General features: G+C 62.5%; 30 protein-coding genes and 1 tRNA gene. 24 read left to right on the top strand and 7 right to left on the bottom strand.

Annotated elements, in window-relative coordinates; translation table 11 throughout:
• The first annotated feature begins 1 nt into the window (after window position 1).
• The 4 genes from DP106_RS06070 (at window position 2) to DP106_RS06055 (ending at window position 3,615) form a co-directional block, all read left to right on the top strand.
• Window positions 2-397, top strand: a complete 396-nt coding sequence (locus DP106_RS06070) for a universal stress protein (RefSeq protein ID WP_120084072.1) — start codon at window positions 2-4, stop codon at window positions 395-397.
• Between the two features lie 59 nt (window positions 398-456).
• Entirely contained in the window at window positions 457-1,272 is an 816-nt protein-coding gene (gene pyrF / locus DP106_RS06065) for an orotidine-5'-phosphate decarboxylase (protein WP_120084071.1), read from the top strand.
• Between the two features lie 75 nt (window positions 1,273-1,347).
• Window positions 1,348-1,875, top strand: coding sequence for a J domain-containing protein (locus tag DP106_RS06060; RefSeq protein WP_240625334.1), 528 nt, complete (start codon window positions 1,348-1,350; stop codon window positions 1,873-1,875).
• Between the two features lie 108 nt (window positions 1,876-1,983).
• A complete protein-coding gene (locus tag DP106_RS06055) occupies window positions 1,984-3,615 on the top strand; it encodes a GTPBP1 family GTP-binding protein (protein ID WP_120084070.1) in 1,632 nt (543 codons plus the stop codon).
• Here DP106_RS06055 and DP106_RS06050 read toward each other — a convergent pair.
• The 3 genes from DP106_RS06050 to DP106_RS06040 all read right to left on the bottom strand — a co-directional run bounded on the left by DP106_RS06050 (window position 3,612) and on the right by DP106_RS06040 (window position 6,222).
• Window positions 3,612-4,826: a potassium channel family protein gene (locus DP106_RS06050; protein WP_120084069.1), complete on the bottom strand. Its 1,215-nt coding sequence runs from the start codon at window positions 4,824-4,826 to the stop codon at window positions 3,612-3,614. The two genes, DP106_RS06055 and DP106_RS06050, sit on opposite strands and share 4 nt — an antisense overlap.
• Before the next feature lie 98 nt (window positions 4,827-4,924).
• On the bottom strand, window positions 4,925-5,860 hold the full coding sequence (mch, locus tag DP106_RS06045; protein ID WP_120084068.1) for a methenyltetrahydromethanopterin cyclohydrolase: 936 nt from the start codon (window positions 5,858-5,860) through the stop codon (window positions 4,925-4,927).
• 23 nt (window positions 5,861-5,883) lie between these two features.
• A complete protein-coding gene (locus DP106_RS06040) occupies window positions 5,884-6,222 on the bottom strand; it encodes an MTH1187 family thiamine-binding protein (RefSeq protein WP_120084066.1) in 339 nt (112 codons plus the stop codon).
• A gap of 106 nt (window positions 6,223-6,328) precedes the next feature.
• On the opposite strand from DP106_RS06040, the gene DP106_RS06035 reads away from it, so the two are divergent.
• Window positions 6,329-6,604 (top strand): hypothetical protein, encoded by a 276-nt coding sequence (locus tag DP106_RS06035; protein ID WP_120084064.1) that lies wholly within the window; start codon window positions 6,329-6,331, stop codon window positions 6,602-6,604.
• Window positions 6,601-7,050, top strand: coding sequence for a type II toxin-antitoxin system VapC family toxin (locus tag DP106_RS06030; RefSeq protein ID WP_120084063.1), 450 nt, complete (start codon window positions 6,601-6,603; stop codon window positions 7,048-7,050). The genes DP106_RS06035 and DP106_RS06030 overlap by 4 nt, the downstream gene beginning before the upstream one ends.
• A 170-nt stretch (window positions 7,051-7,220) precedes the next feature.
• Here the strand turns inward: DP106_RS06030 and DP106_RS06025 are convergent.
• Both DP106_RS06025 and DP106_RS16225 read right to left on the bottom strand, forming a co-directional pair.
• Window positions 7,221-7,291 (bottom strand) — tRNA-Gly (locus DP106_RS06025).
• A gap of 13 nt (window positions 7,292-7,304) precedes the next feature.
• The gene (locus DP106_RS16225; protein WP_240625332.1) at window positions 7,305-7,550 is read right to left on the bottom strand and encodes a DUF2270 domain-containing protein; all 246 of its coding nucleotides are present in this window, start codon (window positions 7,548-7,550) and stop codon (window positions 7,305-7,307) included.
• 204 nt (window positions 7,551-7,754) lie between these two features.
• Between DP106_RS16225 and DP106_RS16370 the strand changes: the two genes are divergently transcribed.
• Together DP106_RS16370 and DP106_RS06015 are read left to right on the top strand one after the other, a co-directional pair.
• Window positions 7,755-7,883, top strand: coding sequence for a hypothetical protein (locus DP106_RS16370; protein WP_276310059.1), 129 nt, complete (start codon window positions 7,755-7,757; stop codon window positions 7,881-7,883).
• Between the two features lie 3 nt (window positions 7,884-7,886).
• Complete coding sequence (locus tag DP106_RS06015) at window positions 7,887-9,122, top strand: RNA-guided endonuclease InsQ/TnpB family protein (protein WP_120084062.1); 1,236 nt, start codon at window positions 7,887-7,889, stop codon at window positions 9,120-9,122.
• Between the two features lie 52 nt (window positions 9,123-9,174).
• Here the strand turns inward: DP106_RS06015 and DP106_RS06010 are convergent, their stop codons facing one another.
• Window positions 9,175-10,419, bottom strand: a complete 1,245-nt coding sequence (locus DP106_RS06010; RefSeq protein WP_120084060.1) for an inorganic phosphate transporter — start codon at window positions 10,417-10,419, stop codon at window positions 9,175-9,177.
• A 185-nt stretch (window positions 10,420-10,604) separates the two neighbouring features.
• On the bottom strand, window positions 10,605-11,645 hold the full coding sequence (locus DP106_RS06005; protein WP_120084059.1) for an NAD(P)-dependent alcohol dehydrogenase: 1,041 nt from the start codon (window positions 11,643-11,645) through the stop codon (window positions 10,605-10,607).
• A 225-nt stretch (window positions 11,646-11,870) separates the two neighbouring features.
• On the opposite strand from DP106_RS06005, the gene DP106_RS06000 reads away from it, so the two are divergent.
• From DP106_RS06000 to DP106_RS05925, 16 genes are all read left to right on the top strand, one after another.
• Window positions 11,871-12,749, top strand: coding sequence for a putative RNA uridine N3 methyltransferase (locus DP106_RS06000; protein WP_120084057.1), 879 nt, complete (start codon window positions 11,871-11,873; stop codon window positions 12,747-12,749).
• 4 nt (window positions 12,750-12,753) lie between these two features.
• Window positions 12,754-13,770, top strand: a complete 1,017-nt coding sequence (locus tag DP106_RS05995) for a 50S ribosomal protein L3 (protein ID WP_120084055.1) — start codon at window positions 12,754-12,756, stop codon at window positions 13,768-13,770.
• 2 nt (window positions 13,771-13,772) lie between these two features.
• On the top strand, window positions 13,773-14,519 hold the full coding sequence (gene rpl4p, locus DP106_RS05990; RefSeq protein WP_120084054.1) for a 50S ribosomal protein L4: 747 nt from the start codon (window positions 13,773-13,775) through the stop codon (window positions 14,517-14,519).
• Window positions 14,516-14,770: a 50S ribosomal protein L23 gene (locus tag DP106_RS05985; RefSeq protein ID WP_120084053.1), complete on the top strand. Its 255-nt coding sequence runs from the start codon at window positions 14,516-14,518 to the stop codon at window positions 14,768-14,770. Before rpl4p ends, DP106_RS05985 begins: the two co-directional genes overlap by 4 nt.
• Window position 14,771: 1 nt before the next feature.
• Window positions 14,772-15,500, top strand: coding sequence for a 50S ribosomal protein L2 (locus DP106_RS05980; protein ID WP_120084052.1), 729 nt, complete (start codon window positions 14,772-14,774; stop codon window positions 15,498-15,500).
• Window positions 15,500-15,922 carry a 30S ribosomal protein S19 gene (locus DP106_RS05975; RefSeq protein ID WP_120084050.1) on the top strand — a complete coding sequence of 141 codons (423 nt, stop codon included), beginning with the start codon at window positions 15,500-15,502 and terminating at the stop codon, window positions 15,920-15,922. Before DP106_RS05980 ends, DP106_RS05975 begins: the two co-directional genes overlap by 1 nt.
• A 3-nt stretch (window positions 15,923-15,925) precedes the next feature.
• Entirely contained in the window at window positions 15,926-16,393 is a 468-nt protein-coding gene (locus DP106_RS05970) for a 50S ribosomal protein L22 (RefSeq protein WP_120084049.1), read from the top strand.
• A complete protein-coding gene (locus DP106_RS05965; protein ID WP_120084048.1) occupies window positions 16,393-17,355 on the top strand; it encodes a 30S ribosomal protein S3 in 963 nt (320 codons plus the stop codon). The genes DP106_RS05970 and DP106_RS05965 overlap by 1 nt, the downstream gene beginning before the upstream one ends.
• Window positions 17,352-17,558, top strand: coding sequence for a 50S ribosomal protein L29 (gene rpmC, locus DP106_RS05960; protein WP_120084046.1), 207 nt, complete (start codon window positions 17,352-17,354; stop codon window positions 17,556-17,558). The genes DP106_RS05965 and rpmC overlap by 4 nt, the downstream gene beginning before the upstream one ends.
• Before the next feature lie 70 nt (window positions 17,559-17,628).
• Window positions 17,629-18,114 (top strand): ribonuclease P protein component 1, encoded by a 486-nt coding sequence (locus DP106_RS05955; RefSeq protein ID WP_120084045.1) that lies wholly within the window; start codon window positions 17,629-17,631, stop codon window positions 18,112-18,114.
• Window positions 18,105-18,446 (top strand): 30S ribosomal protein S17, encoded by a 342-nt coding sequence (locus DP106_RS05950; protein WP_120084043.1) that lies wholly within the window; start codon window positions 18,105-18,107, stop codon window positions 18,444-18,446. The genes DP106_RS05955 and DP106_RS05950 overlap by 10 nt, the downstream gene beginning before the upstream one ends.
• Window positions 18,446-18,844: a 50S ribosomal protein L14 gene (locus tag DP106_RS05945; protein WP_120084042.1), complete on the top strand. Its 399-nt coding sequence runs from the start codon at window positions 18,446-18,448 to the stop codon at window positions 18,842-18,844. The genes DP106_RS05950 and DP106_RS05945 overlap by 1 nt, the downstream gene beginning before the upstream one ends.
• Entirely contained in the window at window positions 18,841-19,203 is a 363-nt protein-coding gene (rplX, locus tag DP106_RS05940; protein WP_120084040.1) for a 50S ribosomal protein L24, read from the top strand. Before DP106_RS05945 ends, rplX begins: the two co-directional genes overlap by 4 nt.
• Window positions 19,200-20,036, top strand: coding sequence for a 30S ribosomal protein S4e (locus tag DP106_RS05935; protein WP_120084038.1), 837 nt, complete (start codon window positions 19,200-19,202; stop codon window positions 20,034-20,036). The genes rplX and DP106_RS05935 overlap by 4 nt, the downstream gene beginning before the upstream one ends.
• Entirely contained in the window at window positions 20,033-20,557 is a 525-nt protein-coding gene (locus tag DP106_RS05930) for a 50S ribosomal protein L5 (RefSeq protein WP_120084037.1), read from the top strand. Before DP106_RS05935 ends, DP106_RS05930 begins: the two co-directional genes overlap by 4 nt.
• On the top strand, window positions 20,554-20,745 hold the full coding sequence (locus tag DP106_RS05925; protein ID WP_120084035.1) for a 30S ribosomal protein S14: 192 nt from the start codon (window positions 20,554-20,556) through the stop codon (window positions 20,743-20,745). The genes DP106_RS05930 and DP106_RS05925 overlap by 4 nt, the downstream gene beginning before the upstream one ends.

Raw genomic sequence — 20,745 nt, 5'->3', positions numbered from 1 at the left:
CATGACAACGTTCGTCGTTGCGACCGACTCGGTGCATACGAGCGCGGCACTCTGTGATTATCTCTTCGACCGCGTCGACGAGGCCGACACCGTCTATGCGGTCAACTCCCCCCACGATGATGCCCCCGAAGCGAGCCGCGACGGCAAGGACGCGCTCAACGCCGTCGCGTCACGGCTGGCGGCGGTGACAACCGTCGAAACCGAGCAGTTCAACCCCGGCAACGCCCCCGTTGCGGATATTCGCTCCTTTGCAGAGGCGGTTGATGCCGACGAGGTCGTCATCGGCGTGCGGACGCCAACGGAAACGGGCACGGTCGCCATCGGGGATATCAACGAGCAGGTATTGCTGCAGTCCGACCGTCCGACCGTGGTCGTCCCTCACGAGTTGGAGATCTGACGCCGACGGTCACCCGAGACACGAAAGACGCTTGAGGGTCGCCTGCGACCCTTCGGCAAATGGCTACCGCCTTCTTCGACCGCCTTGCCGACCGCATCGCCGCTATCGACAGTGTCGTCTCGGTTGGCCTTGACTCCCAACCCGATCGGCTGCCCGAACACCTGCACGACCGCGACCTTCCACAGTGGGCGTTCAACCGCCGGATTATCGACGCCACCCACGAGCACGCGGCCTGCTACAAGCCGAACGCCGCCTTCTATGAGTCGGCCGACGGCTGGCGTGCCCTTCGGGAAACGATCGCCTACGCCCACGGAAAGGACGTGCCCGTCCTCCTTGACGCCAAACGTGCTGACATCGGCAATACGACCCGACAGTACGCTGAGATCCTCAACGACGTCGACGCGATCACCGTCAACCCCTACATGGGCTACGACTCGCTGCAGCCGTTTGTGGATCGCGCCGACAAGGGTGTCTTCGTGCTCTGTCGCACCTCGAATCCCGGCCGCACTGACTTTCAGGATCTCGACCTCGATTCGGGTGGGACACTCTATGAGCGCGTCGCCGACCGCGCTGTCGCGTGGAACGAGCACAACAACGTTGGTCTCGTCGTCGGCGCGACCGGCCCCGACGAACTTGAGACGATCCGCGAGCAGGTGCCGTCGCTGCCGTTCCTTGTCCCCGGTGTCGGCGCGCAGGGTGGCGACGCCAAAGCCGCCGTCGAGTACGGCCTCCGCAGTGATGGTGTCGGCCTCGTCAACTCCTCGCGGGGGATCATTTTCGCCGGCGAAGATATGGGTGAGAACTTTGCCGCCGCTGCGGGCCAGTCGGCCAAACAACTCAAACAGCGACTCAATCAGCATCGCGGCGATGACTGAGTATCACTGTCCTCGCTGGATCCGATCGCACTGCACGGCCGAGAGATTTTCACCGGTGGATCCCCAACACTGGGTGTGAACCGAGACGGCCTGCTCATGGGGATCGCGGCGGTGTTTATCGGGATCACCGCGCTCATGCTGATCGCCGGGATCGTCGTCTCCCCGTTTTTCCTGCTTGTCGCTGCCCCCTTCGGCGGTGCGGCCTATCTGCTGTGGTATCAGGCCAGCGGCAAACTCGCCGAGCGCATCCGTGCCAACCCGGCTGGCTACGCCCGATCGGCCCGCGGTGGTGGCGGCCCGGGTGGGTTCGATGCCGGCCCGTTTGAGGGTCGCTTCACCCGCGAGCGCACGAACCGTCAGCAAGCACGCGGACAAGACCGCCGCCGTCGACAGCGCGCTCGCGACGGTGGAAGCGTTGCCCAGCAGTCCGGGCTCTCGAAGTCAGCGGCCGCTGATATCCTCGATGTTGACGCCGAGGCTGACGCCGAAACGGTGAAATCCGCCTACCGCGAGCGGGTCAAAACTGCCCACCCTGATGCCCCCGACGGCGACGAAGACGAGTTTAAATCGGTAAAAGCGGCCTACGAGACGCTTGGCAAGTAGGGGCGCGTGGCGGGTTCATGCATACTCCCGAGTGGTATTGAACCCACTTATGACATGTATTCTCACACCACGGAAAGCGTTTTCACCGCCCCTTGCCAACGCCTCTCTATGAGCGCGGATCGGGCCGCCTTAGAGCAGGCCCTAGCGCACGGCGAAAAAGAAGACGGCCACATCGAGTTCAAGGAACGTCTCACCCGAACCCTCCATCTTGAAGACGGCCGAAAGGAGAGTCTTGTCGCCCAACTTCGGCATCGGGTTCTTTCCGGCGACGGCGAGGCCACCTACGTTGTCGGTGTCACCGACGACGGCGGGATCGCCGGCATCTCACAGGACGCCTTCTCGGAAACGATGGATGTCCTCTCGCTGCTCGCCGAGGAGGCCGACGCCCACATCGACAACGTGGAGACGTGGGCCGCCGGCGACAGCGGCCTCGTCGGCATGGCAACGATACGCGAGGGCGCAATGTTAGAGGCCGACGACGGTCATATCGTTATCGGCACCGCCGGCCACGTCGACCACGGCAAATCGACGCTTGTCGGCTCGCTGGTCACCGGCGAGGCCGATGACGGCAACGGCGCGACCCGGGGCTTTCTCGACGTACAGCCCCACGAGGTCGAACGCGGGCTGTCGGCGGATCTCTCGTATGCGGTGTATGGCTTCGATGCGACCGGCGAGCCGATCCGGATGGATAATCCGCACCGGAAAAGTGATCGTGCACGCGTGGTGGAGGAATCCAACCGTCTTGTCTCGTTTGTTGACACCGTCGGCCACGAGCCGTGGCTGCGAACGACGATCCGCGGCCTTGTTGGACAAAAACTCGATTACGGCCTGCTGGCGGTTGCTGCCGACGATGGCCCCACAAAAACGACCCGTGAACATCTTGGCATCCTGCTTGCGACCGACCTCCCGACAATCGTCACGATCACCAAGGTCGACACCGTCTCCGATGAGCGCGTCGCCGAGGTGGAAAAAGCGGTGGAATCGATGCTTCGGGACGTCCAGCGGAGTCCGCTTCGAACCGACCGCTACAGCATTGAGACCGCCGCCGAGGAGTTGAGCGAGACGGTCGTCCCGATCATCCGGACGAGCGCGGTTCGCGGCGACGGGATGGACGATCTTGATCGGCTCTTTGGCCAACTTCCGAAGCGCACTAGCGACGATCACGGCGAGTTTCGGATGTATATCGACCGCACCTACAACGTCACCGGCGTCGGCGCGGTCGCCTCGGGGACGATCAACGCTGGCCACGTTGAGGCCGGCGACGAACTCCTCTTGGGGCCAATGCCCGACGGTAGTTTCCGCGAGGTCGAAGCCCGCTCGATCGAGATGCATTATCACCGTGTTGATGCCGCCAAAGCCGGCCGGATCGTCGGCATCGCGCTGAAAGGCGTTGACGAAGCCGAGATCAAACGCGGGATGGCGTTGCTCCCACGACACGCCGAACCGACGGCGACCCGCTCGTTTGCGGCTGAGGTGATGGTGCTCAACCACCCAACCCGTATCCGGGAGGGCTACGAACCGGTCGTTCATCTCGAAACGCTCAGCGAGACCGCGATCTTTCGGCCCGAGGGCGGCAAACTGCTGCCCGGTGACACCGGAATGACCGACATCGAGTTCAAGTTCCGGCCGTACTTTATTGAGGAAGGCCAGCGGTTCGTCTTCCGAGAGGGCGCGAGCAAGGGGGTTGGAACGGTGGTGTCGACCGATACTGATGGGCCATCGACGCCGGCTGACGACTAATCGGGCGATACCGCCAACGATTCGAACTCAGTGGCCGAGGTGCGGGTGCCTTTCGTAATGAGGACGTCGCCGGCTCGCAGCCGTGTGTCCATATCCGGCCCAACGAGCCACCCGTCCTCCGGGCGGCGGATCGCGATAACGCTCGTTGAGATGTCGACGGCCGGTACCCCCTCGACGATCTCGGTGCCCGCAAGCTCGCTGTTGGCGTCGATCTCGACACGGGCGATGAGCTCGTCGCTTTCCTGCACCGCGAGTTCGACAACCGGGTGGACGCCGATGTTGCGCAACACCCCCTCGCTGATCGAGACGGCGGCGTCGCTAATAACCTCGGTGCTGACACCGAGATGAATCAGCCCGCGTAGCGCGACCGGATCGTCGGCCTCGGCGGCGGCCTGCAACACCCATGCCTCAAACCGTGACTGAAGGGCGTCGACCTCGACTTCCAGATTGGCGACCTCTCTGGCCAACGCCTCGTCATCGAAGAGGATTGCACCATAGGCGAGATCGACGGCTAACTCCGAGAGGTTCTTCATCAAGACGATCGAGTCGACGGCGCGTTCGAGATCCGCCATCGCCGGTTCGGGGGCCGGCTTGGGGTCGTATGCCTCACCGGTCAGCCGCTCGTAAACCTCGCCGATCGCGGCCTCAGGGCCCCGGAGCAGCGTTACGTCGCCAGCCGTGATCCGTGTCTCTGGGCCAGGGTTACGAATCCACTCGTCGCCGCGGCGGACAGCGATGACACGAATACCGGTTTCGGATTCGAGATCGATCGCTTCGAGCGTTTGGCCGGCCCACGTCGAGTCATCGGCAACGGTTCCGCGAACCAGCAGCTCGACAGCCGTCGACAGCGCGCCCCGCATCGACGGCGGAAGGCCGATCTTCTCGATGACGATCTTGGCGATATCGCCCGCCGCATCGGCGATCGTGTCGGCGGCCTCGACAACACCCAAAACGGGGGCGAGTGCCTCGGCCTCATCCGGGCTGCGGGCCGCCAACATGAGGCTCATCCGGGCGCGCACCTGTAGCACCTGCATTTTTGCTTCGAGTGCTAAGACCTCGTTAGCGATCTGGTCGCTTTGGTGGAGTACCGCCGAGTAGGCCAGATCGATGAGGAGTTCCGAGGTGTCTTTCATCTCGACGAGCAGCTCCTTGACGCTCACCGGCTCATAGGAGACTGACTCCCGAAGCCCCTCGACTTCGAGTGGTTCCATGCGCTACCCCTTCCGTGGCATCGGGTTAAGTGTTCTCACGGCCCTGCTGTCGCTGTCGTTGCAGCCACCTCACCATGCCGGTCGCCCGGACTGTGTCGCTACTGCAGTCCGAACGATTCGGCCAGCAGCTCCTCGTCGGTCTCGCCGACGACGTAGGTGTCGCCGTCGACGACATCGATTGTTACCTTCGCGGGCGCGAAGACAGATTCCGGCAGCTCGTAGAAGTCCCAGCCGGCCTCCTCGAAGATTTCCTCGAAGGGAACGCCGTACTCCTCGCGGGCATTCGACGGCACCTCCTCAAAAACGGTTGATTCCTCCCGCACTTGGAGATACACCTCGCCACCGTAGGCGAGGGCGTCGTTCGTCCGGGCCATCGCCACCGACTCGTTGTAGCTGACTGGCGCGACCGGCGCGCGACCGGTTGCGGTCAGGATCTCGGTTGGCGGATACCCCAACTCGGAGAGCCGGAAGACCGCCAACTCGGCGGCGCGGGCGGCCATCGAGACGCTACCGGCCATCGATCCGGTCGCGTAGGTTGGTAAAAAGAGGCTGCCCGGATCGACACCGGCGGTCTCGGCAATGTAGGTGGCGATCTCGTCGTTGGGTAGTTCGGTGCTTTCGACGGCCAACACGGCGAAGTCGAACTCATCGTAGTAGCCGACGCGCTTGAACTCAGTTTCCTCGCCGACGAGCGCGCGGGCCGGCCCTGAGCCAAGCCCATCGAAATCACCTAAATCGAGTTCCCAGCCGGCTTTCTGGGCACACAGCAACGCGATCGGGGGGCGGTCGGTTGTCAACTCAACGTAGGGGGTTGGCGCGTCAGCGATCCGATCCATCTGGGTGTAGATCGTCGCTAGCCCTGCGGTCTGGATGTCGGCCAACATGAGGCCCGCTTCGACCCCGCCGTCGACGCCGACGCCGAAATCGAGGACGACCCCCCCACAATCAAGTTCAGTCATCTCGACGCCAAGTTCGTCTGTAAAGTCTAACGCCTCATCGACGAGTTCGATCGCCGATCGGTTGATGCTCTCCATACAGGTGGGTTACTCGTGATCTGTTAAAGAGATTCGTCGTCGGTTCCGGGTGATCGATCCGTTTTCGCCGGTCGACCCAGTTCGGCTTCAACCGCATCGACCTTCTCGGCGGCTGCCTGATCGCTGGTGCGTTTGTGATCGATCTTGAGCACCGTACTGACGCGGTCACCGTCAACAGCCTTGTGGGCGTCACCGACAGCCGCAAGTAAGGTGTCGATACCGTCGGCCTCGATGACGGTGCCCATCGGATTCGTCTCGTAGCGCACGTCGTGGTCGTCGAGGGCGTCAACGGCCTTGGCGACCTCGCCGGCCATGCTGTCTTCGATCACCGGGGCGACGCTGAGGAGCGCGATAACGGTCATAGCTGAGGCGTCACGCTCGAAGCTCCTAACTCCGCTGATGAGAACTCCTGTCGATTGTATAAGTTTGGTAGTAAACGTTACTTGGTTGCAGACGAAACTAATACGTGTGACAGCTGCTGTCAAAATCGACGAGGAACGGAAAGACCGCCTCGAAGAGCTACAGGCCGAGGTCAGGCTTCGGACGGGAACCTCGGTTACACAGAAGGAACTCCTCGAACGGTTCATCGACGAGGCCTACGAATCCCGTGAGGAGATAATCGACTCGTTTCGGGAGTCGACAGTGCCGCTCTCCGAGAGCGAGAAAGCGGCGATGCGGCGCGGGCGGTTCAGCTCCGGCGTCGAAACGACCGAAGAGGATATCGACGACACGCTCTACGGATGACGGTGCTGGTCGATACCGGCGTTCTCTATGCCGATCACGATACGGACGCATCACGACACGAGGCAGCCAGTGCGGCACTCGAAGCCGTCTACGACGGAACACTCGGCCAGCCGTACGTCAGTGATTACATCTACGACGAAGCGGTGACACTCACGCTGATGCGTGGTGGGTCGTTCGAGCCAGCTAAACAGTTGGGCGAACGGCTTCGTGGTGCCGGATCGTATCCTGAGGCTTTCGAGCGGTTTCGAGTTTCAGAGCCGGTGTTTACCGCAGCAATCGAGATCTTCGAACAGTATGGAGATCAGCAACTGAGTTTCACCGACGCGACGAATGTGGCACTCATCGAACGCCACGAAATCGACCACCTCCTGAGTTTTGACGACGATTTTGATGGAGTGGTTGACCGAGTCGATCCAGAAGAAATAGACACGGCTGGACATACGTAGGTGCTGTTACAGGAGCAAGGTGTTGAGAGAAAGTGCATCGGCCGAGATTTAAACCACGGTCGCTCACTCCGTTCGCTCTCTGATTCAAATCTCGTGAACGCAGACAGCCGGAGACCGTGGTCGCGGCGCGACGAGACGCGCCGCTTAGGGATTGGTCGCCGGAGAAATCATGCGTCGGCCGAGATTTGAACTCGGGTTGTAACCATGGCAAGGTTACGTGATACCACTACACTACCGACGCCCTGTGCATTTCATTATAGCCGCTGATGACTGTATAAGGTTTGCGAAACCACCCTACCGAAGCCGCGTCTGTGGTGCCATACGCCGGGTGCCGTCGCCTGCGCTCTGCCGTTCCACGTCGTCCCGCAATATGAAACCCGTCTCCTCTCGGAGTCATACACGTTGGGAACGACATATTCTTCCAGCAGCCGCAGCTGTGATCGCCAGATATTGTAGACCCGGTACCGACGGATCTCGATTCCCAGAACAACGGTCGCCATCACCACCCCAAGCAGCAGGACGTAGTGTGTCGGGAGTCGTCGGAAAACGCCCACGTGAGCAGGCTTGAACTGAGAACGACTGTCCAACTGGTCGTTCTACCGAGAAGCAAGGCGAGTGCCTCGGGGCTTGACCCCGAGGGTGAAGCCGACATGAATTTCTACCCCTCAATAAGTGTTAAACGGTGCAAACACGTCTTCGTATGTGTGACACGAAAGTACACAGTAACCGTTCCAGATGAACAAGGAGAGTGGTTAGACGAACAACCACACCTCTCTCCGAGTGGACTGCTACAAAAGGCGATCAAAGATCAGCGACAAAAAGAAGCCGAGTAATCAATGGACATTACGCTTCGCTTTCGTGCGTACCCCGACGAGGAAACCGCTAGCGAAGCGTGGCGTCACATCGACATCCACCGACAGATTCGTAATCACGCGATCCGAGACTACTACTCTCACCAGCCGGGAAATCGGCCCACTGCTTACGATCAGCACCGCAAACTCACCGAATGGAAACAGCAGTGGCCGGTGTTTGGCGAAGTGTCGGCTCATGCCGCCCAACAGACCGTCTCAGAGATTCACAAGAACATCAAAACACAGCAGAGCCGCCGGGAGAACGGTCACAAGACAGGGCGGTTGAAATGGCAGGGAAGCGGTGAACGCCGATCAGTGGCGTATCAATCCGAAGGCTTCGACGTGGATCACAACACGGGCCGAGACGGATACGCTACGCTTCGACTGTCGAAAATCGGCTACATACCGATTCGAGCGCACCGAGAACTCCCATCCACAGACCAGATCAAACGAGTCGTGTTGAAGAAAGAGCCGACCGGTGAGTGGTTCGTCTGTCTTGTGACTAAAACATCCGACGACGATCTCCCCGAAAAGCCGAGTCCTGAATGCCTTGCACCGACTGACTGTGTGGGCGTCGACCTCGGTATCCAGTCGTATATCCACACGAGCGACGATACAGCTGTGGATACGCTCGACCTGTCCGACGAGTGCGACCGTTACGCCCGCGAACAGCAAAACCTCGACCGGAAGGAACACGGCTCAAACAATTGGGAGAAACAGCGGCGAAAGGTAGCCAAAGCGAAGCGTCGGATCAAGCGAAAAGTCCTCGATTACCAGCACAAACTCACGACGTGGTTAGTACGGGAGTATGAGTTAGTGGCTGTCGAGGATTTGGACGTGAAACCGATGCTGGAAACCAGTCAGAACGCCAAAAACAGGCAGGATGCCGCATGGTCACGGTTTCTTGACCTGCTGGAATACAAGGCCGACCTGCATGGTACTCACGTTGTTCGAGTAGAGCCAGCCGGGACGACCAAAGAGTGTTCATCGTGTGGTGTGGCAACCTCGAAACCGATCTGGATTCGGGAACATTCCTGTCCAGCGTGTGGTCACACCGAAGATCGAGACTTGAACGCGGCGAAGAACATCCTTTCACGCGGTCGGAAGCAATTAGGGGCGGGACGCTCCGAATCAACGCCTGTGCAGACCGCGCTCCCTACGTTCACTCCCTTGCGAGTGGATGCAAAGCGCGTCGTGGAAGCAGGAAGCCCCGAGGCTTGACCTCGGGGTGCGTTCACCGATCCGAGTGTATCAAACTGTTGTTCGGCCTCACTCACAGGAGGATGACGAACACCGGGTACGAGGCGACGATCGCCAGCGACGGTGTCAGCACCCACATAGTGACGATCCGCTTGGCCGCCGCCGGGTCGAAGAGGCTTCGCGCGTCGAGATCCGCCGGGCCCTCAGCACCGATATCCGGGACATCCGGGGTATCGGCCGGCTTGTCGCCCGATTCCTCGTTGCGCGCGATATCGCCGATCGTCGGCCCCGTCGGCGCGTCCTCCGCCCGCGAGGTGACCAGCGCGCCGGTCGAGACGGCAACATCCGGCTGATCGGGCGACGGCGTCGCCAGCGCTGCCAGCGTCGCTGCCCGACTCGCGCGGCCCCAGCCAAGCCCGATAATCGTTGAGGTCGTACTGACGGCGAGACTGGCCGGAATCCCAAACGAGGAGAGAATCGTGATGACTGTGCCGCCGACTATCGAGACGATCAGCGAGGCGAGAATCGGGAGTTCGGTGATATCGTCGCCGACCGTCTCCAGCGTTCGGCGGGCGATGGTGAAGCTCCCCAGCCCGAACGCGCCCACCGCGAGCAGTACGCCCTGATTGACGGTGAGAGAGCCGCCGGCCCCGACGAGCGGGGCGACGGCGTTGGCGGCGTTCGACGCTCCGGCCGAGAACGCCATATAGCAGCCGATCACGATCACTGACAGTGAGCCGACGACATCCTGCAGTGAGGCGTTCGGATTGATAAACGGCCGTGGGATCACGCCGGAGCGGTCGAACTGCACGAAGTGGAGCGCGAACGTGGTGAAGGCGATATAACGGTCGAGATAGGGGTAGACGTAGCGGCCGACTACTACCCCGATCACCAGACAGAGAAGTGGGGCGACGATCCACGCGGAGACGATGACGAACATGAGTGCCTGATTGAGGGTACCCGACGCGAGGCCCAAGCCGACGATAGCACCCACAGCGGTCATCGACGTTGAGGCCGGAACACCGTAGAGGTTCGAGATCAACAGCGACACGCCGGTAAAAAACAGGACGGCGACGCTGGCGATGGGTGTGAACTGGGCTGCCGGCACGATACTACTGCTCATCGTGGTGATGACTTCTCGGCCGACAGTCCACGCCCCGAGAAACCCGAAGGCAACGAACAGCACCCCCGCCGTTGGCTTTCGGATAAGCCGGGAGCCGACCGCCGGGCCGAAAGCCACGCCCGTCGAGGAGCCGCCAATATTGAAGCCAACAAACACGGCGACACCGATTCCAACGACGGCCAGGAGTGCTACCATCGATATGCGCCACTAATGCCAGACGGTGGTATATGCGTTCTGACCAGCGCCAGCCAGGCGCGCTGGGAGCGAACTGTTCCCGGTGGATCCGAAGAAGCCGCCGACCTCCTTACTGAGGACAGACGATAGCGATCCGGCGACGCCGGCTGTGTGATAAAAAGAACCGACCGAAAGCGATCCGCGTTCTACGGCGTAATCACGGCTCGCCCGTCGATCTCGCCGTGTTCCAACTTTTCGGCGACCTCGTTGACGGCGTCGAGGCCGTACCGGGTCGTATGCAGGTCAACCGCCTCGCGTTCGACCAACGCGACCAACTCCTGTAACTCGGCGTATCGCCCGACGATATTGCCCTGGAAGGCAAACTCGCCGTTGACAAGCGCCTGTGCCGGTTCGTGGATGTGGCCACCGTAGCCGATGATGTGATGATCACCGCCGGCCGCACAGAGGTCGGGCGCCAGTGCCGTCGTCTCGTCAGCCCCGACGAAGTCCAGTACCTGTGCGGCACCGACATCGTCAGTGATGTCGGCGACCGCGTCGGCGATATCCTCGCTTTGTGGGTCAACCGTGTAATGTGCGCCGAGGTCATCAGCCAACTGCCGCGCGGATTCCTTGATGTCGACGGCGATGAGGTCGGCCGCGCTCATCTCGTTGAGACACTGGAGGCCGATATGGCCCAGCCCGCCGATCCCGATGACAACCGCGGCATCACCGGGGTTGAGCCCGTTGACGGCTTTTTTCGCGGCGTGGTAGGCCGTGATCCCCGCGTCGGCGTGGGGTGCGATATCGGCGGGATCGACGCCGTCGGGCAGCGGGATCACCGCGCGCTCGCTGGTCAGGAGTTCGTCGGCAAAGCCGCCATCGGTCGTCAGCCCGTTGAACGCGTCGTTTTCGCAGTACATCGTCTCGCCCTGCCGGCAGGGCCGACACGTCCCGCAGGTCTGGACGGGGTGGCAGATCACCTGATCGCCTTCGTCGACGAGGCCGACCTCGTCGCCGGTTTCGACGACGGTGCCGGCGTTTTCGTGGCCCAGTGTCATCGGCAGCGGCTGCGGCACATACTGCTCCCACATCCCCTCGATGATGTGGTTGTCTGTCTGGCACCAGCCCGCGCCCTCGACGGCAACAACGACCCCATCACTTCTGGTCACCTGCGGCTTATCGATCTCATCGATTGTGAGGCCCTGCGCCATGTCGTCGGTATACTCGTGTAATCGTGCAGCGCGCATGATAGCATATCTCGCCGAATAATAATAAACATTCATTAACGTCACAGACAAGCGGTATGACCGACGGCATGACATAACACGGTGCGTGCGATCCGTTCACACCCTCAGTTCGGCCGTATCAGCGGCTAACGAGCGTGTGAACGGCCCACACGGCGCGGGTCGTTCCGCTATCCTTTTAGGCTCCCGTCGGAAAGCGTGGTTACAGTCTAGCGACGAGACAGACCGATGGACGGACTCACACTACTGATTCCGTCGTCGGTCGTCCGGGAAGCCGAGGACAAACGCGAGGCAACTCGCAAGCTCGGCTACGTTGCCCGCGCGGCAGCGGTGTTCCGGGCCGACCGACTCCGCGTCTTCCCCGACCGGGATGGCGAACGTCGGTGGGGCGAAGCCTTCGTCCGCATCGTGCTGCAGTACGCCGCGACACCGCCGCAGCTCAAAGATGAGGTGTGGGGCAAACGCGATGAACTGCAGTTTGCGGGCGTGCTTCCGCCCTTACGGGTCTCGTCGCAGACCACAGCCGATTCGTCCGAGTCGGCTGTCAACCAGGGAATCGTGACCGAGGTCGGATCTGAAGGCCGCGTTCGGGTCACTTGCGGACTGCAACACCCGATCTCTCTCACCGTGCCGCCGTCGATGGCGACACCGGCTGAGGGGGAGCGCGTCACCGTCAGGATCTCTTCGAGAGAACCGGTTCGCGCGCGCCTCGTCGACGAGCCCACACCGGGCTTCGACGTGGCGACTGTGAACCTGTCGGCCGTCCTTGCCGACGCCGCCGGACGACGGATCGCCACCTCCCGTCATGGACAGCAGCTGTCCATCACGCGATTGGCCGAGTTCCGTCCCGACTACCGGGACGGGCTGACCGTCGCTTTCGGCGCGCCGGGCCGCGGGCTGCCGGAGATACTCGGGATCCCACCCGAGGCAATCTCGGCTGCTGACGCAGCTGGGGACGCCAAGCCGTACGGCTTGGATGACGACCACGTCGACTCCAACCGGGGGTTCGACCGCTGGCTCAATACGATTCCGCGACAGGGCAGCGAGACGGTGCGAACCGAGGAAGCGATGTTCGCAACGCTTGCCTGCCTCACACTCACGGAGTAACCACATGCCACAACCAAGCAGACCACGCAAAGGCTCGCTGGGCTTTAGCCCCCGCACGCGTGCGGACTCGGAAGTCCCACGCATCCGCTCGTGGCCTGACGACGACGGCGCACCCGCGCCGCAGGGGTTCGCCGGCTACAAGGCCGGGATGACCCACGTTGTCATGGTCAACGACGAGGCGGACTCCTCGCGTGAAGGGATGGAGGAATCCGTTCCCGTCACGGTCGTCGAGGTGCCGCCGATGCGGGCGGTCGCGCTCCGAGCCTACGAAGAGACGCCGTACGGACAGAAGCCGGTTTCCGAGGTTTGGGCCACCGAGTTCCACGACGAACTCGACCGCGCCCTCGACCTGCCGGCCGAAGACACCTTCGAGGCAGACTCGGAGGCCCTTCGGAACGAGCTCGACGCCGGGAACGTCGACGATCTGCGATTGATCACCCACACCGTTCCCGACGAGAGTCCCAACGTTCCGAAAAAGAAACCCGACATCATGGAGACACGCGTCGGCGGCGGCGCACTCAGCGAGCGCGCCGACTTCGGGCTCGATCTCCTCGACGACGGCGGCGAACACAGCGTCGACGACGTGTTCCGCGCCGGCGAGTATCTCGACGTGTCAGGGATCACGAAAGGAAAAGGCACCCAAGGCCCCGTCAAGCGGTGGGGCGTCCAGAAACGGAAGGGCAAACACGCCCGCCAGGGCTGGCGACGCCGGATCGGCAACCTCGGTCCGTGGAACCCCTCCCGCGTCCGTTCGACGGTGCCACAGCAAGGACAGACCGGCTACCAGCAGCGAACCGAGCTCAACAAACGCCTGATCGACATCGGCGACGGCGACGAGGCTAGCGTTGACGGCGGCTTCGTCAATCACGGCGAGGTCGACGGCAACTATGTGTTGATCAAAGGGTCGCTGCCCGGCCCGAACCAACGGCTGCTGCGGTTCCGCCCGGCCATCCGGCCGAACGACACCCCGCGCCTCGACCCCGAGGTTCGGTACGTCTCAACCGCATCCAATCAGGGCTAACTATGCAGGCAACAGTACGCGACCTGAACGGTGACGACGCCGGCTCGGTCGAGCTTCCGGCGGTCTTTGAGACCCATTTCCGTCCGGATCTCATCCAGCAGGCTGTCGTCGCCGCACAGGCAAACCGGAAACAGGCCTACGGTGCCGACGAGTTCGCCGGGCTGCGAACGCCCGCCGAATCGATGGGCAGCGGCCGCGGCATGTCTCACGACCCCCGACAGGACGGCGTCGTGAAACGCGTCCCTCACGCCGTTGGGGGCCGCCGTGCACACCCACCGAAGGCCGAGAAGGAACAGGGCAAATCGATCAACAAACAGACACGACAGCTGGCAACGCGATCCGCACTCGCCGCCACGACCGACGCCGACCGCGTCGCCGACCGTGGCCACGAGTTCGACGATGATCTCGACCTCCCGCTTGTTGTCGACGACGAGTTTGAGGATCTCGTGAAGACCCAGGAGGTCGTCTCCCTGCTCGAAGCCCTCGGTGTCGACGACGACATCGAGCGCGCCGACGAGGGGAAGACGATCCGTGCCGGTCAGGGAACGACCCGTGGCCGCAAGTATCAGGAGCCAAAATCGATTCTCTTCGTGACCAGTGAGGAACCCTCGAAGGCCGCTCGCAACCTTGCGGGTGCTGACGTGGCGACCGCCCACGATGTCAACGTTGAGGATCTGGCCCCCGGCACGCATCCGGGCCGACTCACGATCTACACCGAAAGCGCGATCGCGGAGGTGGCCGACCGATGAACTCGGTACTCGAACATCCGTTGGTTACCGAGAAGGCGATGGACGAGATGGACTTCGACAACAAGCTGCAGTTCATCACCCACATCGACGCCAGCAAACCCGCAATCAGCGACGAGATCGAAGAGCGATACGACGTGACCGTCGTCGACATCAACACGCAGATCACACCGGATGCCGACAAGAAGGCGACGATCACGCTGAGCGACGAGGACGACGCGACCGAGATCGCCTCCAGAATCGGGGTGTTCTAAGATGGGACGACGAATTCAGGGACAACGACGCGGCCGTGGTGGCCCAACCTTCCGCGCGCCATCACACCGCTACAAGGCCGAACTGTCGCACAAAAAGTCCGAAGACACCGACACGATTTCCGGTGAGATCGTCGACATCGAACACGATCCCGCCCGGAGTGCCCCCCTCGCAGACGTGGAGTTCGAGGACGGCGACCGCCGCCTCATTCTCGCCCCCGAGGGCGTGGCTGTTGGTGAGACGATCCAGGTCGGCGTTAGCGCGGAGATCAAACCTGGCAACACGCTGCCGATCGGTGAGATCCCGGAGGGTGTGCTTATCTGCAACGTCGAGAGCTCCCCCGGTGACGGTGGGAAGTTCGCTCGCGCAACGGGCGTTTCGGCGCAGCTAATGACACACGACCGCAACGTGGCTGTCATCCAGCTGCCGAGCGGTGAGGTCAAACGGCTCAACCCCGAGTGCCGTGCCACGATCGGCGTCGTTGCCGGCGGTGGCCGCACCGAAAAGCCGTTTGTCAAGGCTGGCAACAAACATCACAAGATGAAGGCTCGCGGGACGAAGTACCCCCGCGTCCGTGGTGTTGCGATGAACGCCATCGACCACCCCTTCGGTGGCGGTGGTCGCCAACACCCCGGCAAGCCGAAATCGGTCTCGCGGGATGCCCCGCCGGGACGGAAGGTCGGCGATATCGCCTCGAAACGCACCGGCCGTGGCAGCACGGGAGGTAACTAATGAGTACTGAATACCGAACCGGCCGTGACGGTGAGTTCACCTACCGCGGTCACACGCTCGACGAGCTGCAGGACATGGAGCTTGACGAGGTTGCGGAACTGCTTCCCGCTCGACAGCGGCGCACCATCACCCGTGGACTGTCCGCGGAACACCAGAAGCTGCTGGCAAAAGCCAGAGACAGCACCGAAGAGGAGACGGCGAACAACCCGCTGCGAACTCATCTGCGGGACATGCCCGTTCTGCCGGCGTTCGTTGGGCTGACGTTCGCTGTCTACACCGGACAGAGCTTCGAGCGCGTCGAGGTCAAACCCGAGATGATCGGGCACTATCTCGGCGAGTTCCAGCTCACCCGCACCTCGGTTGAGCACGGACAGGCCGGGATTGGCGCGACCCGCTCCTCAAAGTTCGTGCCGCTCAAGTAACCTATGGGAATCAACTACAGCGTCGAGGCCGACCCCGAGACCACCGCGAAAGCAATTATCCGGGAGCGGCCCATCAGCCTGAAGCACAGCAAGGCCATCGCCCGCGAGATCAAGGGGATGCCCGTCAGCGAGGCCATCGAGTACCTCGATGCGGTTATCGCCGAGGAGCGGTCGGTGCCGTTCAAACAACACAACACCGGCGTCGGTCACCGCTCGGATATCGACGGCTGGGATGCCGGCCGCTACCCCGAGAAGGCCGCAAAGGACTTCAAGAAGCTCCTGATCAACGCCCGCAACAACGGCAGCGAGCAGGGTTTCGACGGCCCCGCGATGGAGATCGCCCACGTCGCCCCCCACAAGGTGGGCGAACAGCAGGGTCGTACCTCACGAGCCTTCGGCCGCGCCAGCCCCTCAAACACCACGCTCTGTGATGTTGAGCTGGTGCTTGAAGCACCGGAGGAGGCAGACTGATGGCCGACGAACAGCAGTTTATCGAAAACGGCCTCCAGCGCGCCCAGATTGACGAGTTCTTCCAAGACGAGCTCGACCGGGCGGGCTACGGCGGCATGAACATCGCCAAAACGCCGATGGGCACCCAGATCGTCCTCAAAGCCGAGAAACCCGGGATGGTGATCGGCAAAGGTGGGAAGAACATCCGCAAGATCACCACCACCCTCACCGAGGAGTTCGGGATGGACGACCCACAGGTCGATGTTCAAGAGGTCGACGAGCCGGATCTCAACGCCCGGATCGTCGCCGACCGGCTGGCCAACGCCTTAGAACGCGGCTGGTACTTCCGGAAAGCCGGTCACACCACGATCGACCGGATCATGGAAGCCGGCGCGCTCGGCGCGGAGATCGTTCTCAGCGGCAAGGTCACGGGTGCACGCTCACGCGTCGAGAAGTTCAACCGTGGCTACATCAAACACAACGGCGAACCTGCCCAAGACGTGGTCGACGACGGCCAAGGCGTCGCCGTGATGAAGCTCGGCACGATCGGCGTGACCGTGAAGATCATCCCGCCGGGAGCAACCCTGCCCGACGACTTCGCCATCAACGAGGATGTCGAGATCGACCCCGTCGAGCAGGCTGTTGTTGACGCCGACGATGACGAGAGCGTCGAGGAGCTCCTCGCCGGCGAACCCGAGGATGACGACGCCGCAGCCGTCGACGACGAGGATGTCGAGGTGCCGGATGAGGATCCGGCCGAGGTCATCGACGAGGAGATCGTCGAGGAAGTTATCGACGAGACCGCCGAGACCGATGCTGACGACGAGGCAGCTGACGCCAGCGACGACGACGCGGCGGCCGACGACGGCGATTCCGTCGCCGACGAGGATCTCGACGAGGACGTTGCCGAAGAGGCAGCCGATCTCGTTGAGGAGATGGAAGACGCCGACGACGGCGACGCGGACACGGAGGCTGAGCAATGACGATGATTCGCCCCGAAGAACTCCGTGATATGACGGCCGCCGAGCGCGAGGTCGAGCTCGAAGAGCTCGAAACTGAGCTGCTCAACACGAAGGCGCTGCAGGCCGCCGGTGGCGTGCCTGAGGATCCGACCAAGCTGAAAAAGCTGCGGCGGGCGATCGCGCGGATCAAGACGATCCAGCGCGAAGAGGGTGATCTCGAATGAGATCACCAAAGTCGAACGGCGATAGCCGTGAGACGGGCGACCTCGACGCAGACGAGACTGAGGAATAACGATGCCACTGACACCCGAGACACTCACGCGACACGAACTCATCGGCGTCCCGATCCGGGTCGCCGACGCGCCCAACCCCGACCTTGTCGGGCTCAGCGGCCGCGTTGTCAGCGAGACGATGCAGACGTTCGTGGTTGCGACCGACTCGGGTGAGAAACGCGTCCCAAAGGCGGGGACGACCTTCGAGATGGCACTTGTATCGACCGCTGATCAGACTGCAGGCGACACAGATGAAGCCGCTGCGGCCGGCGTGGCTGAGGCCACACCGGACACCCACTCGGGTGGTCGGCCGACCGCAGGGTCTCCGTTCGAACTCGGCGAGGATACTGCGGGGGTTCGCCCCCGTCAGTCGTGGCCGTCGGGATGTTCCGCAAACCCATTTACGGGTGGATGCGAGGGCGGAGTCTACGTAACGGTGGATGGACACACGCTGTGTGTGCGGCCTGCAGCGCGGACTGAACGCACAGGAGATTCGAAATGGCGATAGGACTTGACGTACCCATGCCTCCGGAACCAGAAAACCCGGAGGAGTATGACTACGAGACGTGTCCGTTCTACGGACAGCTACCCGTTCGAGGCCAGACCCGCAGTGGGACTGTTGTCTCGACGGATATGGCAAAGACCGTCATCGTCGAGCAGGAGTACGACGTGTTCGTGCCCAAATACGATCGGTACATGAAACGCCGATCCCGTATTCCGGCGCACGTACCCGGCGTACTCGACGGACTCGATGTTGGTGACGAAGTACGGATCGCGGAGACCCGCCCGCTGTCGAAGACGAAATCCCATGTTGTCGTCGCAAGCGGAGGCGATGCCTGATGGAGGCGCTCAAAGCTGACGTGACACAGGGCCTCGAAAAGGGCTCGCTGATCACGTGTGCCGACAACAGTGGGGCGCGCGAACTGCGCGTTATCAGCGTGGCTGGCTACTCCGGGACGAAGAATCGACACCCCAAAGCCGGGCTTGCCGACAAGGTGACCGTCTCGGTCACCAAGGGCACGCCCGAAATGCGGCGGCAGGTGCTGGAGGCGGTCGTCGTCCGCCAGCGCAAGCCGATCCGCAGACCCGACGGCATTCGCATGAAGTTCGAGGACAACGCGGCCGTCCTCATCGACGAAAACGAGGAGCCCCGCGGCACCGACATCAAGGGGCCCATCGCACGCGAAGTCGCCGAACGCTTCGGGAGCATTGCATCCACGGCGAGTATGATCGTATGACGACACAACCACACAAACAACGACAGGCCGACGCGACCGCGTCGCTCCACGAGCGACACAAGCAGGTCATGGCCCCGTTGTCGAGCGACCTCCGCGAGGAGTACGAGCGCCGCAGCGTCCGCGTCAACGCGGGCGACACCGTCGAGGTCCAACGCGGCGATTTCGCCGGCACCGAGGCCGAAGTCCTCACTGTCGATCTCTCGGACGCCGTCATTCACGTCGAAGACGTGACCATCGAGAAAGCCGACGGGGAGGAGGTTCCCCGCCCACTCGATGCCAGCAACGTCACCGTGACCGAGTTGACCCTTGAGGACGAGCGGCGCGAGGCCCGACTCCGCGGCGAGGAGGATAACGCATGAGCAACCACCAGAAACGACTCTCAGTGCCGAACTCGTGGCCGGTCGAGCGGAAGACCGAGACGTACACGGTCAAAGCAGGGGCTGGCCCCCACGGCGAAGACGGGGTGCCGCTGCTCGTGTTGCTGCGAGATGTGCTGGGCTACGTCGACTCCAAGAAGGAGGCGCGCTACGCGCTCAACCAGGATTCGGTGCTGGTTAACGGTGATGCGATCAGCGACGAACGCCGGCCGATCGGCATGTTCGACATCATCGCCTTCACCGAACGCGAGGAGTACTACCGGGTCTTCCCTGACGAGGGTGGCCGGCTTGCGCTGACGCCGATCGATGGCGACGCCGCCGGCAGCCGCCTCGGCAAGATCATTCGCAAAGAGCAGGTCAGCGGTGGCGACTTCCAGCTGACGCTCCACGATGGCACCAACATTCGTATCGAGAACAGCGAGACTCCTTCGGAGTCTCGGGCAGACGGCGAAGCCGTCGACGCCAGCGAGTACGCGACAAACGACTCGCTCGTTATCGACACCGATGACAAATCGATCGTCGCCCACTTCACCTACGAGGCGGGCGCGCTTGTCACCGCTGTCGACGGCCAACACGCCGGCGATATCGGCGAGATCGACGAGATCGTTGTCACGCAGGGCAGCGGCTCCAACACGGTGTACGCGAACAACGAGAGCGGCGGCTTCGAGACGGTCGAAGAGTACGTCGTCGTCATCGACGAGAACTTCGTCGACGCCGACAGCGAGTTCGCCGCCGGCAGCGATGCTGCTGGTGCGGACGACGCTGACGACAAGGCTGCCGACGCAGACGCCGACAAGGAGGCTGATGCCGAATGAGCGAGTCAGCCGCCGACTTCCACCCGATGCGGCAGCCGCGAATCGAGAAGGTCGTCGTCCACATGGGCGTCGGCGAAGGCGGGCGTGAACTGCAGAACGCCCAGGAGATCCTCGAAGAGATCACCGGCCAAGAGAGCGTTCGGACGCTCGCCGAACAGACTGTTCAGGCCTACGAGATCCGCGAGGGCGATCCGATCGGCGCGAAGACGACGCTCCGCGACGAGGCCGCCGAGGCCTTCTTGGAAACGGCGTTGCCGCTTGCTGATCTTGCCCGCAGTCAGTTTGATGACACCGGGAACATCAGCTTCGGGATCGCCGAACACACCGAGTTCCCGAGCCAGGAGTACGACCCACAGATCGGCATCTACGGGCTTGACGTGACCGTCACGCTCGTCCGGCCGGGCTACCGGGTCTCGAAACGTGATCGGGAGACGCGGTCGATCCCGTCCAAACACCGGATGACCCCTGAGGACGCAACGGCGTACCTCGAATCCGAATACAGCGTGGAGGTCGACGAATGAGCCAGAGCGAACAGACAAGCGACGACAGCGAGGAGACCACGGAGGTTGCCGACACCGAGACCGGCCAGCAGCGCGAGTGCCGCCGGTGTGAGCGCAAACAGGGGCTTGTCGGGAAGTACGACATCAACCTCTGTCGGCAGTGTTTCCGTGAGGTCGCCCGCGATATGGGATTCAGGAAGTACAGCTAA

The organism is Halonotius pteroides, assembly GCF_003605635.1.
Classification (GTDB): Archaea; Halobacteriota; Halobacteria; order Halobacteriales; family Haloferacaceae; genus Halonotius; species Halonotius pteroides.
This window is presented reverse-complemented; position numbering and strand designations above follow the sequence as displayed.

What these genes read in the sequence shown, in the direction of transcription:
- DP106_RS05965 (WP_120084048.1), top strand. Translation starts at nt 16,393, where the DNA reads ATGGCCGACGAACAGCAGTTTATCGAAAACGGCCTCCAGCGCGCCCAG.
- DP106_RS06030 (WP_120084063.1), top strand. Translation starts at nt 6,601, where the DNA reads ATGACGGTGCTGGTCGATACCGGCGTTCTCTATGCCGATCACGATACG.
- DP106_RS05985 (WP_120084053.1), top strand. Translation starts at nt 14,516, where the DNA reads ATGAACTCGGTACTCGAACATCCGTTGGTTACCGAGAAGGCGATGGAC.
- DP106_RS05950 (WP_120084043.1), top strand. Translation starts at nt 18,105, where the DNA reads ATGGCGATAGGACTTGACGTACCCATGCCTCCGGAACCAGAAAACCCG.
- DP106_RS06010 (WP_120084060.1), bottom strand. Translation starts at nt 10,419, where the DNA reads ATGGTAGCACTCCTGGCCGTCGTTGGAATCGGTGTCGCCGTGTTTGTT.
- DP106_RS06005 (WP_120084059.1), bottom strand. Translation starts at nt 11,645, where the DNA reads ATGCGCGCTGCACGATTACACGAGTATACCGACGACATGGCGCAGGGC.
- DP106_RS06015 (WP_120084062.1), top strand. Translation starts at nt 7,887, where the DNA reads ATGGACATTACGCTTCGCTTTCGTGCGTACCCCGACGAGGAAACCGCT.
- DP106_RS05995 (WP_120084055.1), top strand. Translation starts at nt 12,754, where the DNA reads ATGCCACAACCAAGCAGACCACGCAAAGGCTCGCTGGGCTTTAGCCCC.
- DP106_RS06070 (WP_120084072.1), top strand. Translation starts at nt 2, where the DNA reads ATGACAACGTTCGTCGTTGCGACCGACTCGGTGCATACGAGCGCGGCA.
- DP106_RS06055 (WP_120084070.1), top strand. Translation starts at nt 1,984, where the DNA reads ATGAGCGCGGATCGGGCCGCCTTAGAGCAGGCCCTAGCGCACGGCGAA.
- DP106_RS05930 (WP_120084037.1), top strand. Translation starts at nt 20,033, where the DNA reads ATGAGCGAGTCAGCCGCCGACTTCCACCCGATGCGGCAGCCGCGAATC.
- DP106_RS05925 (WP_120084035.1), top strand. Translation starts at nt 20,554, where the DNA reads ATGAGCCAGAGCGAACAGACAAGCGACGACAGCGAGGAGACCACGGAG.
- DP106_RS05970 (WP_120084049.1), top strand. Translation starts at nt 15,926, where the DNA reads ATGGGAATCAACTACAGCGTCGAGGCCGACCCCGAGACCACCGCGAAA.
- DP106_RS05955 (WP_120084045.1), top strand. Translation starts at nt 17,629, where the DNA reads ATGCCACTGACACCCGAGACACTCACGCGACACGAACTCATCGGCGTC.
- DP106_RS05935 (WP_120084038.1), top strand. Translation starts at nt 19,200, where the DNA reads ATGAGCAACCACCAGAAACGACTCTCAGTGCCGAACTCGTGGCCGGTC.
- DP106_RS16225 (WP_240625332.1), bottom strand. Translation starts at nt 7,550, where the DNA reads ATGGCGACCGTTGTTCTGGGAATCGAGATCCGTCGGTACCGGGTCTAC.
- rpl4p (WP_120084054.1), top strand. Translation starts at nt 13,773, where the DNA reads ATGCAGGCAACAGTACGCGACCTGAACGGTGACGACGCCGGCTCGGTC.
- DP106_RS06000 (WP_120084057.1), top strand. Translation starts at nt 11,871, where the DNA reads ATGGACGGACTCACACTACTGATTCCGTCGTCGGTCGTCCGGGAAGCC.
- pyrF (WP_120084071.1), top strand. Translation starts at nt 457, where the DNA reads ATGGCTACCGCCTTCTTCGACCGCCTTGCCGACCGCATCGCCGCTATC.
- mch (WP_120084068.1), bottom strand. Translation starts at nt 5,860, where the DNA reads ATGGAGAGCATCAACCGATCGGCGATCGAACTCGTCGATGAGGCGTTA.
- DP106_RS05975 (WP_120084050.1), top strand. Translation starts at nt 15,500, where the DNA reads ATGAGTACTGAATACCGAACCGGCCGTGACGGTGAGTTCACCTACCGC.
- DP106_RS05980 (WP_120084052.1), top strand. Translation starts at nt 14,772, where the DNA reads ATGGGACGACGAATTCAGGGACAACGACGCGGCCGTGGTGGCCCAACC.
- rplX (WP_120084040.1), top strand. Translation starts at nt 18,841, where the DNA reads ATGACGACACAACCACACAAACAACGACAGGCCGACGCGACCGCGTCG.
- DP106_RS06050 (WP_120084069.1), bottom strand. Translation starts at nt 4,826, where the DNA reads ATGGAACCACTCGAAGTCGAGGGGCTTCGGGAGTCAGTCTCCTATGAG.
- rpmC (WP_120084046.1), top strand. Translation starts at nt 17,352, where the DNA reads ATGACGATGATTCGCCCCGAAGAACTCCGTGATATGACGGCCGCCGAG.
- DP106_RS05945 (WP_120084042.1), top strand. Translation starts at nt 18,446, where the DNA reads ATGGAGGCGCTCAAAGCTGACGTGACACAGGGCCTCGAAAAGGGCTCG.
- DP106_RS06040 (WP_120084066.1), bottom strand. Translation starts at nt 6,222, where the DNA reads ATGACCGTTATCGCGCTCCTCAGCGTCGCCCCGGTGATCGAAGACAGC.